General features: G+C 58.6%; 9 protein-coding genes, 2 tRNA genes, 1 rRNA gene and 1 pseudogene. 9 read left to right on the top strand and 4 right to left on the bottom strand.

Annotated elements, in window-relative coordinates; all coding sequences use genetic code 11:
* Window positions 1–84: 84 nt before the first annotated feature.
* Together P0D84_RS35595 and P0D84_RS35590 are read right to left on the bottom strand one after the other, a co-directional pair.
* Window positions 85–837 carry a response regulator transcription factor gene (locus P0D84_RS35595; RefSeq protein ID WP_408344822.1) on the bottom strand — a complete coding sequence of 251 codons (753 nt, stop codon included), beginning with the start codon at window positions 835–837 and terminating at the stop codon, window positions 85–87.
* Window positions 838–881: 44 nt separating this feature from the next.
* Window positions 882–2,051 carry a porin gene (locus tag P0D84_RS35590; protein ID WP_408344819.1) on the bottom strand — a complete coding sequence of 390 codons (1,170 nt, stop codon included), beginning with the start codon at window positions 2,049–2,051 and terminating at the stop codon, window positions 882–884.
* 523 nt (window positions 2,052–2,574) lie between these two features.
* On the opposite strand from P0D84_RS35590, the gene P0D84_RS35585 reads away from it, so the two are divergent.
* From P0D84_RS35585 to P0D84_RS35565, 5 genes and pseudogenes are all read left to right on the top strand, one after another.
* Window positions 2,575–3,162, top strand: a complete 588-nt coding sequence (locus P0D84_RS35585) for a LysR substrate-binding domain-containing protein (protein WP_459252220.1) — start codon at window positions 2,575–2,577, stop codon at window positions 3,160–3,162.
* Window positions 3,163–3,488: 326 nt separating this feature from the next.
* The gene (amaB, locus tag P0D84_RS35580) at window positions 3,489–4,988 is read left to right on the top strand and encodes an L-piperidine-6-carboxylate dehydrogenase (RefSeq protein ID WP_408344816.1); all 1,500 of its coding nucleotides are present in this window, start codon (window positions 3,489–3,491) and stop codon (window positions 4,986–4,988) included.
* A 146-nt stretch (window positions 4,989–5,134) separates the two neighbouring features.
* Window positions 5,135–6,307: an NAD(P)/FAD-dependent oxidoreductase gene (locus tag P0D84_RS35575; RefSeq protein ID WP_408344813.1), complete on the top strand. Its 1,173-nt coding sequence runs from the start codon at window positions 5,135–5,137 to the stop codon at window positions 6,305–6,307.
* A gap of 626 nt (window positions 6,308–6,933) precedes the next feature.
* A pseudogene (locus P0D84_RS35570) lies at window positions 6,934–7,810 on the top strand (manganese catalase family protein).
* 273 nt (window positions 7,811–8,083) lie between these two features.
* Window positions 8,084–8,617 (top strand): hemerythrin domain-containing protein, encoded by a 534-nt coding sequence (locus tag P0D84_RS35565; RefSeq protein WP_408344810.1) that lies wholly within the window; start codon window positions 8,084–8,086, stop codon window positions 8,615–8,617.
* Window positions 8,618–8,722: 105 nt separating this feature from the next.
* Here the strand turns inward: P0D84_RS35565 and P0D84_RS35560 are convergent, their stop codons facing one another.
* Window positions 8,723–9,199 (bottom strand): PRC-barrel domain-containing protein, encoded by a 477-nt coding sequence (locus P0D84_RS35560; protein ID WP_408344806.1) that lies wholly within the window; start codon window positions 9,197–9,199, stop codon window positions 8,723–8,725.
* A gap of 300 nt (window positions 9,200–9,499) precedes the next feature.
* Here P0D84_RS35560 and P0D84_RS35555 point away from each other — a divergent pair, with 300 nt between their 5' ends.
* Window positions 9,500–9,694 carry a hypothetical protein gene (locus P0D84_RS35555; protein ID WP_408344803.1) on the top strand — a complete coding sequence of 65 codons (195 nt, stop codon included), beginning with the start codon at window positions 9,500–9,502 and terminating at the stop codon, window positions 9,692–9,694.
* Window positions 9,695–9,775: 81 nt separating this feature from the next.
* Here the strand turns inward: P0D84_RS35555 and rpoD are convergent, their stop codons facing one another.
* Window positions 9,776–11,779, bottom strand: coding sequence for an RNA polymerase sigma factor RpoD (gene rpoD, locus P0D84_RS35550; RefSeq protein WP_408344800.1), 2,004 nt, complete (start codon window positions 11,777–11,779; stop codon window positions 9,776–9,778).
* Between the two features lie 826 nt (window positions 11,780–12,605).
* On the opposite strand from rpoD, the gene P0D84_RS35545 reads away from it, so the two are divergent.
* From P0D84_RS35545 to P0D84_RS35535, 3 genes are all read left to right on the top strand, one after another.
* Window positions 12,606–14,136: ribosomal RNA gene (locus P0D84_RS35545) — 16S ribosomal RNA — on the top strand.
* A gap of 64 nt (window positions 14,137–14,200) precedes the next feature.
* Window positions 14,201–14,277 (top strand) — tRNA-Ile (locus tag P0D84_RS35540).
* A 75-nt stretch (window positions 14,278–14,352) separates the two neighbouring features.
* Window positions 14,353–14,428 (top strand) — tRNA-Ala (locus tag P0D84_RS35535).
* Window positions 14,429–14,653: the final 225 nt, after the last annotated feature.

Raw genomic sequence — 14,653 nt, 5'->3', positions numbered from 1 at the left:
ATCTGGCTGATTCCGGAAAAACGGCGCGCCACAGCGCAAAGACGAATTGCGCGACATACCCGCCTCCCGTTCTTCATTTCGCTCTCAGCAGGACTCCAATCGATAACCTACGCCCCGGATTTGAGAGATGTCGAACCCATTTCCACCAACCAATTTGAGTTTTGCCCGTAGTCTGGAAAGATGCGTGTCGAGCGTCCTCGTCGGAAAATTGTCCATTGTCTCCCAGAGCTTCATATGTATCGACTCTCTGCTGAGAGTCTTCCCAATGTTCTCAAAGAGAAGCATCGCCAACGCATACTCCTTTGGACGAAGCATCACTTTTTCACCCTGAATGTCCACGTAATGATGCCGCTGATGGAATACATAGCGGCCGAATCGTACAGTCGGTGGAGTGTCCTGATAACGGCCCTCTTCTCCCTCTTTCACGAGGCCATCGTGGGTGGACGAAAGCAGCCTCAAGATCGCGCCCAGCCTTGCACGCAACACCAATGGTTCCACAGGCGCAAGTATGTAATCGACTGCGCCTTGATCGAGAGAATTGACAATGTCCACCGCAGCATCGTGGCTCGTAAGAAAGACGACGGGTGGAGAATCGCTAAAAGTAGCCCGCATCCAGCGCAGTAAATCGTCCCCTTTGACGTCGGGCAGATCCCAGCCCGCCACGACAAGGTTCCAACGCGACTCTTTCAAACTTCGAAACAGGGATGACGCCGTTTTGAACTCCCGATGATCGTCCGCACTGGAGGGCAAACATTGCTCGCTTCCCCTGTCCAGCGTACCGTGCTCTGGGATAAATGCGATTCTCATGGCCGGATGAAGTAAAGAAGAGGTGCGCAAGCACCTCTTGAACCTTCGTTGACTTGCTTTTACTACCTGGGACGTTAGAACTTCGTGCGAATCCCAATGCGACCGGTGAACTGGTTCTGGTTCGACGACGGGCTCAGCTGATCGATGTTTGCGGTTGCGGCAACCGTCTGACCTGCTGCATTCAGCGTTTCGCCAAGAGCATGCTGGTACACACCTGTCACATACACATCGGTGCGCTTCGACAGGAAGTAATCTACGCCAAGCGCAGCCTGGTGATACTGAGCGCGCGAAGCACCGTTAATCTGCGCGCCACGCGTGTAGTCGTACGCTACGCCAACCAGGAATGCTGGGGTCAACTGATACTTGAAGTTGACTTCCGCGTTGTTGAACGAAACCGATTGCCCCTTGAACGGAGAAGCTGAGCTCGCGCCCAGATCATCGAACCGGATGTTCGAGTACGTCGCACCGATCGTCGCTGCACCGAACGTATATGCGCCGCCGGCACCGATCACCTGATAGGTATTCGCCGAAGCGAAGCCGCTGTAAATCGATGTCGTGACGGCAGCCGACGCTGCCGCGACCGCGCCGCCATTATTGAACAGGCCACCCGATGCAGCAGGAGTACGCGCATTCAAATACGCCGCGCCGAGCACGAGAGGACCGTTGTTATAGCCGGCACCCAACGACCATATCTGGTTCGACGTGATGCTGCCCGCAACACCACCAAAGCTATATGTGCCGCCAAACGTCAGGCCGTTATAGTTTGCGCTGGTGTACTTAACCGTGTTGTTGGTGCGATATGCGTTGTTGAAGTTGTCCAGGTCTCCCGGGTGAGCAGCAATGTACCCGCCCCATTGATCGCCGACTTCCAGCGGACCCACGTAGTCGACGATCGAGTCGTATTGCCGACCCAGAGTGACCGAACCGAGCCGACTCGACAGACCGACGAAAGCTTGCCGCCCGAACATCAGACCGCCTTGACCAAGCTTGCCGCTATTGATGTCAAAACCGTTTTCCAGATCAAAAATCGCTTTCAAGCCGCCGCCGAGATCTTCGGTGCCGCGCACGCCCCAGCGTGACCCTTGAAGTTCTCCACTGGAGAGATTGTATAGATGCTGCCCATTAGAATTAGTTGTGACGTTGATGCCTTCGTCAATAATGCCGTAAAGAGTCACGTTGCTTTGAGCATTAGCAACGCCTGCGAACGTACTCAGCGCTGCAAAAGCGAGAAGCGACTTTTTCATATTGATCTCCAATGATTAAAAATTACATCGTGTCTTCCTGGTCTCTGCGCGGGTTTTTTCTGTCAACCAGGAGTGCCGAGACAATATCAAAATATATTGAGCAAGCCACTCATTCCCCTCGACATCGCCACCACGCTGTTGTGAATGGGCCACAAAAATTGTCTTTGCGTAATCTCTCGGTAAATATCCACCAAGTAATATCTGGTCATAAGTACGAGTTAAATTTCATTTGATCCCGGTTTCAATGAGACGGGACAAAGTACTGCAGTAATCTTTCTTTCACCTGCCATCTGCCCGGCTGGCGTCGGGTTTGAGTTCATCCAGGTTTCTGCGCAGAAACTTATCTCGACAACCATCTTTCATTATTCATTTGCTGACCCGGTCGAATAGCCTGTTTTTGAAAGAACTCCGAAAATAATATTTGATAACATCGAAAGGATTTCCGGCGTGCCGAAATATAGTCGCTAAGGCATTGAGCCGCCCCGAAGTTAGTGGAGGCTCCAACTCTTGAGAGAACGGAGCTATGAGCAATCGAATAAGGTTTCTGCTGAAGTCAACCAATTTGCTGTGGGTATGGATCATCCGGACGTCAATATCGATCTGCGAAGTGCTGAGCGGCGAAATCGTGAAGGGCGTGGCGGATAGCGCGACGGATATCGGTATCGTCGCGGGCAACGTTCACGCGGAACATCTGGAAATGCTGCCGTATCGCGACGACCGCCTGGTGCTCGTGACGTCGCGCGATCACGCGCTGGCGAAACTATCCTCGGTCGATTTCGCGCAATTACTCGACGCCAATTTCGTGGGCCTGCCCACGTCGGGCGCGATCCACGCGTTCATCACCAGCGCTGCCGATGCACTCGGCGCGCGTCTGAAGCTGCGCATCCAGGTGGGCAACTTCGAGGCGGCATGCCGGATGATCGAAGCGGGCGTGGGCATCGGCATCGTGCCGGAATCGGTCGCGCTGCGGCACAAGAAGACGATGCAGATCGCGATCGTCGGCCTTAAAGACGCGTGGGCCGAGCGCAAGCTGAAGATCTGCGTGCGCAGCGTGAAGGACTTGCCGCCGTTCGCTCGCGTGCTGGTGGACAGGCTGGTCGCCGGCGTTTGAGCAGCGCGGCGGGGTTGAATCGCGTCCGCCGTTGGCGGAGTGCTAGCCCAAGCCGAAGCCGAGAAGGCCAAGGCCGGAGCCGGAGCCAAAGCCAATAATTTCCAATAAGAAACGAGCCAGCGAGCTACGGTGCCCCGCCGGCGCCTCCGCGGCAACGGCCCGCAGCACGCCTGACGCCAACCATTCCCCGCAGCACACCAAGCTCACAAGCCCTTCCACCCTGGTCCGCCACCCAGCCCCGGGCAAATACCCTTGCCGCTAGAAAATCCCGCGTGTATAGTTTCCGAACTTACTCTTGTTTCGCATCGGAAATTAAAGGGATTCTCATGGACGCTTCCACCATCCTCACCGACCTCGGTATCGCCCACGCGGCGCAAGCCGGCGACATCGCGGTTCATTCGCCGATTACCGGCGAACTCATCGGCCGTGTGGCCAGCAACACGGTGGCGGAAGTCGACGCGGCCCTCACGAATGCAAAAGAAGCGTACGCGGCCTGGCGCAACGTCCCGGCGCCGCGCCGTGGCGAAGTGGTGCGTCTGCTCGGCAACCGTCTGCGTGAGAAGAAACAGGCGCTCGGCAGCATCATCACGCTCGAAACCGGCAAGATCCTGCAGGAAGGCATGGGTGAAGTGCAGGAAATGATCGACATCTGCGACTTCGCGGTTGGCCTGTCGCGCCAGTTGTATGGTCTGACGATCGCCTCCGAGCGCCCGGGCCATCGTATGGCTGAAACCTGGCATCCCATGGGTACGTGCGTCGTCATCTCGGCGTTCAATTTTCCGGCAGCGGTGTGGTCATGGAATGCGGCGCTCGCGCTGGTGTGCGGCAACGCGGTGATCTGGAAACCGTCGGAAAAGACGCCGCTTACCGCGCTCGCCGTCAACCAGATTCTCAGCGAGGCACTGAAGGAGTTCGGCGACGCGCCGGCCGGCCTGACCGCGCTGATCAACGGCGGCCGCGACGTCGGCGCGAAGCTGGTGGCCGACCCGCGTGCGTCGATCGTCAGCGCCACGGGCAGCACGGAAATGGGCCGCACGGTCGGCGTTGAAGTGGCGAAACGCTTCGGCCGCTCGCTGCTCGAACTCGGCGGCAACAATGCGGGTATCGTCGCGCAAACCGCGGATCACGAACTCGCGATGCGCGGCATCCTGTTCTCGGCAGTCGGCACGGCGGGGCAGCGTTGCACGTCGCTGCGGCGTCTGTTTGTGCACGAGAGCGTGTATGACAAAACCATCGAACGTCTGAAGCAGTTGTACAGCAAGGTGCCGATCGGCAATCCGCTCGAAAAGGGCACGCTGATGGGCCCGCTGATCGACAAGCAAGCGTACGCCCGCATGCAGGAAGCGCTGCAACAGGCTACGGCCGAAGGCGGCAAGGTGTTCGGCGGCGAGCGCGTCGAAGTAACGGGCCATGAAGGCGGTTACTACGTGCGTCCGGCCATCGTTGAAATGCCGTCGCAAACTGCAGTCGTGCTGAAGGAAACCTTCGCCCCGATTCTCTACGTGCTGCGCTATTCGGATTTCGCGGATGCGGTCGAGGCGAACAATGCGGCAGTGCACGGCTTGTCGTCGTGCGTGTTCACAACCGATCTGCGCGAAGCCGAACGCTTCCTGTCCGACTCCGGCAGCGACTGCGGTATCGCGAACGTGAACATCGGACCGAGTGGCGCGGAAATTGGCGGCGCGTTCGGTGGCGAGAAGGAAACCGGCGGCGGCCGTGAATCGGGTTCGGATGCGTGGAAGGCCTACATGCGTCGCGCGACCAACACGGTCAACTATTCGTCGGCGCTGCCGCTTGCGCAGGGCATCGACTTCAATATCGGCTGATTCGTTAAGTAGTAACGCATTGAAGCGGTAGAGCATTTCAGCAGAAAGCAGCGGCGCATTCACGCGCCGCTGTTCACACTCTCTTTCGGCAATCCGTTTGCGCCGCCCGCCGTTTCTGAGCGGCCACGCTACTCGTGGAGTAAGACGTGAGTTCCAAAGTCGTGATCGTCGGCGGTGGGGTGATCGGCAGCTCGATTGCGTACTTCCTGCGGCTGTCCGATCCGACAGTCAGCGTCACGGTGATCGAGCGCGATCCGACTTATGCGCGTTCGTCGTCGGCATTGTCGGCGGCATCCATTCGCCAGCAATTCTCTACGCCGCTTTCCATTCAGATGTCGCTCTTTGGCATCGAGTTTCTGCGCTCGATCGGTGAGCGGCTCGAACTCGACGGCGCGAAACCGTCGATCGATCTGCACGAGGGCGGCTATCTTTTTCTCGCCACGTCTGCCGGCGAAACGACGCTGCGTGAGAATCACGCGCTGCAAAAGAGCCTTGGCGCCGATATCAGTCTGCTCGACAAAGCGGCATTACGAGCGCGCTTTCCCTGGCTCAATACGGAAGACCTTGCCGCCGGTGCTTATGGCGAAAGCGGTGAGGGTTGGTTCGACGGCTATGGCCTCGTGCAGGCGCTGCGCAAGAAAGCCCAGGCGCTCGGCGCATGCTATGTTGCCGCCGACGTTACCGCGCTGCATCGCGACGGTAACCACGTCACGCAAGTGCAGAGCGCGAATGGCGAGAGCTACGCATGCGACGTCGTGGTGAACGCCGCAGGCGCCTGGTCACGCAAGGTCGCGCAGATGGCCGGCATCGACCTTCCGGTGTTCGCACGACGCCGTAGCATTTTCAATGTCACGTCGCCCGCGCGGCTCGACCATTGTCCGTTGCTGATCGATCCGAGCGGCGTGTATTTCCGGCCCGAAGGCCAATCGTTCATCTGCGGTACGTCGCCGTCGGCGGATAACGACCCCGACGATTTGCCGCTCGACGAAGTCGATCACGCACTATTCGACGACGTGATCTGGCCGACGCTCGCGCATCGCGTGCCGCAATTCGAAGCACTGCGCGTGCAAAACTGCTGGTCCGGCTACTACGAATACAACGTGCTCGATCAGAACGCGATCATCGGCTATCACCCGCATGTCGATAACTGCATTTTTGCCAATGGTTTCAGCGGGCACGGTTTGCAGCAAGGTCCGGCAACGGGCCGTGGCATTAGCGAATTGATTCTGCATGGCCGTTACACAACGCTCGATCTCGGTTCGTTGAGCTTCACGCGTGTGCTTGAGAACCGGCCGATCGTGGAGAAGAACGTGGTTTAGCGGTGCGCGTTCGAGGAGATGCGGAAAACGCAATGTGTAGTGCGTAGATATCGTTTACTGCCCGCCTGGACGATGGCCGCAATCGGCATCGATTTTCCATCGAGAGAAGGCGTCCGCGCAAACCGGTCTCACTTTTCGACGCCATTCTCGCGCGGACCTGGCCGCAAGCGACCTTGACGTCGTTCGAAAGTCCGTTGTCCGGCGCTTGCGTGCCTGGTGCGAGCAGAGGGTGATATCTCAATGCGCTCAACGACTTGCGTGAGTCTTGCGCAGGATATCCACAGCCTTATGGACAATTTGTGTGGATAAGAGCCCTCACGACCCTCTGCGTCAGGGCAAAGAGAACCGCCTCAGGCACACCCCATGCTGAACCAGGTGGGTGCTTTCTCTTTTTCTCGCGAGGCCTCCTGCCTCGCTCAAGCCAGAGCTTCGCTCTGAGATCCGGACGCCCGTTTCACGGGTACGCTGCGGCGTGTTTCCGCTTCGCTGTCCGGAACTGCCATGCGGCAGGCCATGAATCACGGTTTCTTCCCGTCCAGCCGGCGCGACGCCTCGATCGTTCGCCGTTCGGATCGGCGTGCTTGTGTCCTCTGGCTTAACTGATCTCCACTTCCCAAGGGAACATCATGTTCGTTCATAACAAGCGTCTGCAATACACCGTCCGCGTTGCCGCACCGAATCCCGGTCTGGCGAATCTGCTGCTTGAACAATTCGGCGGTCCGCAAGGCGAACTCGCTGCGGCGTGCCGCTACTTCACCCAGGCAGTCGGCGAAGATGACGCGGGCCGCAAGGATCTGCTGTTCGATATCGCGACCGAAGAACTCAGCCATCTGGAGATCATCGGCTCGATTGTCGCCATGCTGAACAAGGGCGCCAAGGGGCAACTTGCCGAAGCGGCCGAGTCGGAAGCGGAACTCTATCGCTCGCTGACCGGCGGCGGTAACGATTCGCACACCACCGCGCTGCTATACGGCGGCGGACCAGCGCTGACCAATTCGGCCGGCGTGCCGTGGAGCGCCGCATACATCGACACGATCGGCGAGCCGACCGCCGATCTGCGCTCGAATATCGCCGCCGAAGCGCGCGCCAAGATCGTCTACGAACGTCTGATGAACGTGACCGACGACGCCGGCATCAAGGAAGCGCTCGGGTTTTTGATGACGCGCGAAATTGCGCATCAACTGTCGTTCGAAAAGGCGCTGCATTCGATTCAGCCCAACTTCCCGCAAGGCAAGCATGCCCGGCATGCCGGAGTTCACCCATGTCTATTACAAGATGTCGGAAGCAGATGGCGCGCCGCGCGGACCGTGGAACGAGGGACCCGAATGGCAGTTTGAGGACTCGCCGACACCCGCGGTGGACGGCGGCGATGGCACGGCGACGGTGAAGATATCGAAAAAGGACATCGACGTGTTGCAGGCGATGGCGTCGCGTACGGCGTCCGATACGTCGAGCGATCCGACCACCGGCGCCGATCTGGGCGCGGGTCAGGCGACCGTCTGACGGTTGAGGTTTGACGGCTGGCGTTCACGGCAGGTTCGCGCGCGTCCCGTGCGGTGTTTGCAGCTGCCGTGGCGCGCCATTGCGCGCAAAAAGGAGTCGGTATGGTCCTTGCGCCAGTGCTGTCAGCACGACTCGGTGCTTTTCGCCTGCGGACTTCGAAGTGCCAGACGGGCGCTCCGGCTTTTTTTGTTGCCGGAGCCGTCCGCAACACATAGGACACGCGCACGTGGAAGTGGCGACAGACATTTGATTCGACTAAAAGGGAGAGACGACATGACACCAGCTGAAACCATTGCAAAATCCACCGCTCAAGGGACGGGCGCAAGCGACGCATTGGCGTTGCTCGAAGCCGATCACCGCGCAGTGGAAAAACTCTTCGAAGCATTCAAGAAAGCCGGCGACGACGATCTGGAAGCAAAAGCGGCACTGGCGCAGCGTGCGTGCGAAGAGCTGACCATGCACGCGATCATCGAAGAGGAATTGCTGTATCCGGCCGCGCAGGAAGCCTTGCCGGACGACGACAAACTCGACGTCGACGAAGCTTATGTCGAGCATTTTCTGGTCAAGACGCTGATCGCAAAGTTCGAGACGCTCAAGGCCGGCGATAAAGGGTTTGATGCGACCTTCAAGGTGATGTCCGAGATGGTTCAGCACCACGTCGAAGAGGAGGAGGAAGCGTTGTTCCCGGAGTTGCGGCGCACGAAATGCGATCTCGTCGGACTTGGAAAGAAGATCGCTGCGCGCAAGCAGGCATTGCAGAGCAAGCTCGATGCAGTGGGAAGCCGTTCGGTGGGCGACAAGACCTGAGCGGAACGAGAGAAGGGCTGACGTTGCGATGGGCGTTGTCGTTGCCGACAGCGCCCGTCGCGTCACGCCCGGTGTTTTATGGTGTTTTGCGGTGAGTTGAAAGGATCAAAGGTCGGAATCCAGCCCGCGACCCTCCACGACGTCTCGCGTCGCGCTCCAATAGGGTGGTCGGTTGTAATACTCGTGCACCGAGGTGCCCCATTCGCTGTCCGCCATGGAAGGCCAGTTATCCTTATCGAAGCCGGGTGCGTTCTTGATGTGCTCGGCGGCTGCGTCGAGCACGAAGCATTTTTCGTCCGTGTCGAGCGTGAGCGCGCTCCATGGAATGGCGTGGAGCGTATCGCCCATACCGAGAAAGCCGCCGCTGGATAGCACCGCATAAGCGACGCGTCCGCCGCGCACGTCGAGCATGATGTCGGAGATCTTGCCGACATGTTCGCCGTCGGACGACATCACCTTGTTGCCATCGAGTGTCGACGCGGCCATGACGTCCGGTCCGGGGCCGTCGCCAATACCTGTTCCCACGATGTTTGCGCCTTGCGTGCCCGCGGATGCGAGCCCTTGGGGATCGAGCGTAGTCATGATGTGCTCCTCGTAAAAAGTGTACTCGGAGCGCCGCAACGACTATGCCCGTGGTCTGGATGGTTTGCGCGGGCGCGTAGCGGCGTTCGCGTGTTGGGATGGGCGTTCCCATTGGTCATCGCTGGCAGGCGCGTCGAACGCGTACGGCCATGGGTAGCTGGGCGGCCAACCGGCAATTGCGGGGAGCGTTACAGGCGAAAGTTACGCAGCCCGCGTGCGTTAGGGCCGGCTTGTTCGAGTGATTGCGTGGGGATGGCGATCGAGTGAGGCAGCACGAGGCCTTCCCAATCTCCGCCGAAGGTGCCGCAAGAGGGAGATAAGGCGCAGAGCGATGAGGTAAGCGATTCAGCAGAAGGCGCATCGACAACCGGCGTCTCGGCGGTCAAGTCGTTTGCGTACGGTACGCTGGGTCTCGAACGTTCGAATCCGCGCCAGGAAGAGCGCAATGCGTTCTACGCGGCTGGGCGTTGGCTGGCAGCGGGAATCATCCCTTGACGGGATCATCTCGTTGCTTGCTTGAGAGGGGGAGAGGGAATGCGCTTGTCGTGCATGGCGCACGACAAGCGCACCGCTTGCTTAGCGGTCGAGGAACGACTTCAGACGATCGGCGCGGCTCGGATGCATCAGCTTACGCATGGCCTTGCTTTCGATCTGACGAATCCGCTCGCGCGTCACGTCGAACTGCTTGCCGACTTCTTCGAGCGTGTGGTCCGACTTCGTGTTGATGCCGTAACGCATACGCAGCACCTTCGCTTCGCGCGGCGATAGCGAGTCGAGCGCGTCGTCGATGGCGGCGCGCAAGTCGGCCTGCATCGCTGCGTCGGCCGGCGAGGAAGCCGCCGAATCTTCGATCATGTCGCCGAGCGTGGCGTCGCCGTCGTCGCCGACCGGCGTTTCCATCGAGACCGGCTGCTTGGCGATCTTCAGAATGCCACGCACCTTCTCTTCCGACAGTTCCATGCGTTCGGCCAGCACCGAGGGATGGGCTTCCTGACCGGTCTGCTGCAAGATCTCGCGCGAAATGCGGTTGAGCTTGTTGATCGTTTCGATCATGTGCACCGGCACGCGGATCGTGCGCGCCTGATCGGCGAGCGAGCGCGTCACAGCCTGGCGAACCCACCACGTTGCGTAGGTCGAAAACTTCCAGCCGCGGCGGTATTCGAACTTGTCCACCGCCTTCATCAGACCGATGTTGCCTTCCTGAATCAGGTCGAGGAACAACATGCCGCGGTTCACATACTTCTTCGCGATCGAGATCACGAGACGCAGATTCGCCTCGATCATCTCGCTCTTGGCCTTGCGCATCTTCGACTCGGCCGCGACCATCTGACGGTTGATTTCCTTCAGATGCTTGAGCGGCAGCGAAACGGTGGCCTCGATGTCGATCAGCTTTTGCTGTTCCGACTGGATCGCCGGCAGATGACGCTCGAGCGCCGCGCCGAACGACGACGAGCCGCGCGCCGCGCGCTCCGTCCAGCCGAGATCGGCTTCGTGACCCTTGAACGATTCAATGAACTGCTCGCGGGGCATGCCGCTCTTTGTCACGACGATTTGCAGAATGTTGCGCTCGATCGCGCGAACCTGCGCGACCTGGCTTTGCACGTCGCCGCACAGGCGGTCGATGGTACGGGCCGTGAAGCGGATCTTCGCAAGGTGCTGCTGGATCTCTTCGCGGGCGCGCTGATAAGCCTTCGAGCTGACGTCGCCGCGCGTGTGCGAGGCGTTCATCTGGTCGGACAGGATGCCGACCTGGGCGAAAATTTCGAGGCAATCGCTCGTGAGCTGCTTCAGGCGCGCTTCGTCCGCCGCCGAGGAGTCGGCCGGACCGGCGTCGTCGTCGTCGTCTTCGTCTTCGCTGTCGTCGTCGGCCGCGTCGGCGTCGATGTCCGCTACGGCGTCCGCACCGGCGGCGGCGTCTTCCGCTGCGAGGTTGTCTTCGTTCAGACCGTCGACCAGTTCGTCAATGCGCAATTCGCCGTCAGCGACCTGTTGGGCGCTCGCCAGAATGGCGGAGATCGCGAGCGGGCAGGCGGCAATCGCCTGCACCATTTCGTGAAGACCGTCTTCGATGCGCTTCGCAATCGCGATTTCGCCCGCGCGGGTCAGCAGCTCGGTTGCGCCCATTTCGCGCATATACATGCGCACGGGGTCGGTTGTACGACCGAATTCCGAATCGACCGTCGACAACGCGACTTCGGTTTCCTCGTCTGCCTGATCGTCCGACACCACGGCGGGGGCGTTCGAGTTGAGCAGCAGGGTTTCCGCATCCGGAGCCTGCTCGTAGACCTGCACGCCCATGTCGTTGAAGGCGCTGACGATGCTGTCGATCGCCGCTGTCTGCGCGAAGTTGTCAGGCAGGTGGTCGTTGATCTGCGCGTGGGTCAGGTAGCCTTGCTCCTTACCCAGCTGGATCAGCGCTCGCATCTGGCGCTGGCGCTCTTCGGCCTGTTGCGGCGGCAGTTCGGCCGCTACGGGGATCGCTTTGCCAGCGCCTTTGCCCTTGGCTGTACGGCCAGCGGGCGCTTTGGTGGCGTATCCGGCAGTTTCGTGTTGCGAATCTTCGCGATCAAAAGGGTTCACGTATTCTCCTCTAGAGGCTTCGCTATGAGACGCAAGACGCTACCGTCAGGCGTTTCGAGCATGGCTCAACATCACCTGAGTGACTCAACGCGGTTGTTTGACTGTGCTCTGGGGAGCAAAAAAGATGAGCCCGCGCGAAGCGGGCCGATAGAAATGTGCGAAATTCGCGCGGCTCGCATTATATACGAGCTTGCGCCTTCGCGCGCATTATGAGCACACCAATTTGTCATGCGCTCTTGTCGCAGGGTCCCTTCGTCGCCTGTCATCCATAGGTTCAGGTGGGGGCAGAAGGCAGCACTTCAACTGCTCGTCGTGCGCGTATGCAGGCTCTTTACTATAGGCTATGTCGGCCACTCTCGCACGGCCGGATGACTTTCCGTCGATCTTGCTACATCTTGCTACATATAGCGGGGCGCATGTTTTGGCGTCAAATCGCACTTGGTCAAAAGAAAATTCACAAAAGGGGGTTGACGACCCGTCGACCGTTCTCCATAATCTCGTTTCTCTGCTGCTGATGCAGCGACGCAGAACGAAGCGGTACCGGGTGGTTGTGGTGTTGAAGCTTGATACCAACAGCGCGCGGTGCGGTTCCGGTGGTGAATGCGGACTCGATCTTTAAAAATTAACAGCCGATAAGTGTGGGCGCTTGATGCGCGACGCGCAGTGAGCTCTTCGGGGTTTGCTGGAAGCGAAAGTATCAAGTCTCACACAGTAATGAAAGGAAGGTTTTCCTGCTGGGGTGGAAACACGCCGGCAGGGGGATCATTCGTCAGTACGTTGAGTGAGCGACCGGTTCGTAACAGAACCGAAAAACAGTAACAGGTTTGAACTGAAGAGTTTGATCCTGGCTCAGATTGAACGCTGGCGGCATGCCTTACACATGCAAGTCGAACGGCAGCACGGGGGCAACCCTGGTGGCGAGTGGCGAACGGGTGAGTAATACATCGGAACGTGTCCTGTAGTGGGGGATAGCCCGGCGAAAGCCGGATTAATACCGCATACGCTCTACGGAGGAAAGGGGGGGATCTTAGGACCTCCCGCTACAGGGGCGGCCGATGGCAGATTAGCTAGTTGGTGGGGTAAAGGCCTACCAAGGCGACGATCTGTAGCTGGTCTGAGAGGACGACCAGCCACACTGGGACTGAGACACGGCCCAGACTCCTACGGGAGGCAGCAGTGGGGAATTTTGGACAATGGGCGCAAGCCTGATCCAGCAATGCCGCGTGTGTGAAGAAGGCCTTCGGGTTGTAAAGCACTTTTGTCCGGAAAGAAAACCTCTGGGTTAATACCCCGGGGGGATGACGGTACCGGAAGAATAAGCACCGGCTAACTACGTGCCAGCAGCCGCGGTAATACGTAGGGTGCAAGCGTTAATCGGAATTACTGGGCGTAAAGCGTGCGCAGGCGGTCCGCTAAGACAGATGTGAAATCCCCGGGCTTAACCTGGGAACTGCATTTGTGACTGGCGGGCTAGAGTATGGCAGAGGGGGGTAGAATTCCACGTGTAGCAGTGAAATGCGTAGAGATGTGGAGGAATACCGATGGCGAAGGCAGCCCCCTGGGCCAATACTGACGCTCATGCACGAAAGCGTGGGGAGCAAACAGGATTAGATACCCTGGTAGTCCACGCCCTAAACGATGTCAACTAGTTGTCGGGTCTTCATTGACTTGGTAACGTAGCTAACGCGTGAAGTTGACCGCCTGGGGAGTACGGTCGCAAGATTAAAACTCAAAGGAATTGACGGGGACCCGCACAAGCGGTGGATGATGTGGATTAATTCGATGCAACGCGAAAAACCTTACCTACCCTTGACATGTATGGAATCCTGCTGAGAGGTGGGAGTGCCCGAAAGGGAGCCATAACACAGGTGCTGCATGGCTGTCGTCAGCTCGTGTCGTGAGATGTTGGGTTAAGTCCCGCAACGAGCGCAACCCTTGTCCCTAGTTGCTACGCAAGAGCACTCTAGGGAGACTGCCGGTGACAAACCGGAGGAAGGTGGGGATGACGTCAAGTCCTCATGGCCCTTATGGGTAGGGCTTCACACGTCATACAATGGTCGGAACAGAGGGTCGCCAACCCGCGAGGGGGAGCCAATCCCAGAAAACCGATCGTAGTCCGGATCGCACTCTGCAACTCGAGTGCGTGAAGCTGGAATCGCTAGTAATCGCGGATCAGCATGCCGCGGTGAATACGTTCCCGGGTCTTGTACACACCGCCCGTCACACCATGGGAGTGGGTTTTACCAGAAGTGGCTAGTCTAACCGCAAGGAGGACGGTCACCACGGTAGGATTCATGACTGGGGTGAAGTCGTAACAAGGTAGCCGTATCGGAAGGTGCGGCTGGATCACCTCCTTTCTCGAGCTAACGTGTCAATGCGTTGAGCGCTCACGCTTATCGGCTGTGAAAAAGACAGACTCAGGGGTCTGTAGCTCAGTTGGTTAGAGCACCGTCTTGATAAGGCGGGGGTCGATGGTTCGAATCCATCCAGACCCACCACTGTTTCTGCGGTGGCTGCGCTAATGACTGAAACCCCTGGGGCATCAATACAGATAGCAATATCTGTGTGTGACTGGGGGATTAGCTCAGCTGGGAGAGCACCTGCTTTGCAAGCAGGGGGTCGTCGGTTCGATCCCGTCATCCTCCACCAATCTTCAATGCCGGTTTTACTGCGGCGGACCTTGCAAGAGGTTTGCGGTGTAGTGAAACAGGCATTGGCGATTGAGCCAGTCAGAGTGATAGGTGGTCATAGCGACCATCATATCGGCTGTCGTTCTTTAACAATCAGGAAGAAGTAGTAAAGAGATTCACGAAAGATCACTTAGAGATGGGTGGTTGAGTAGGTGAATCAGGGTTGTGATTGTATCAATGTATG

Source organism: Paraburkholderia sp. RL17-337-BIB-A (assembly GCF_046025895.1).
In the GTDB taxonomy this organism is placed as follows: Bacteria; Pseudomonadota; Gammaproteobacteria; order Burkholderiales; family Burkholderiaceae; genus Paraburkholderia; species Paraburkholderia fungorum_C.
Note: the sequence above shows the minus strand (reverse complement) of the source record. Positions and strands in the feature narration are given on the sequence as shown.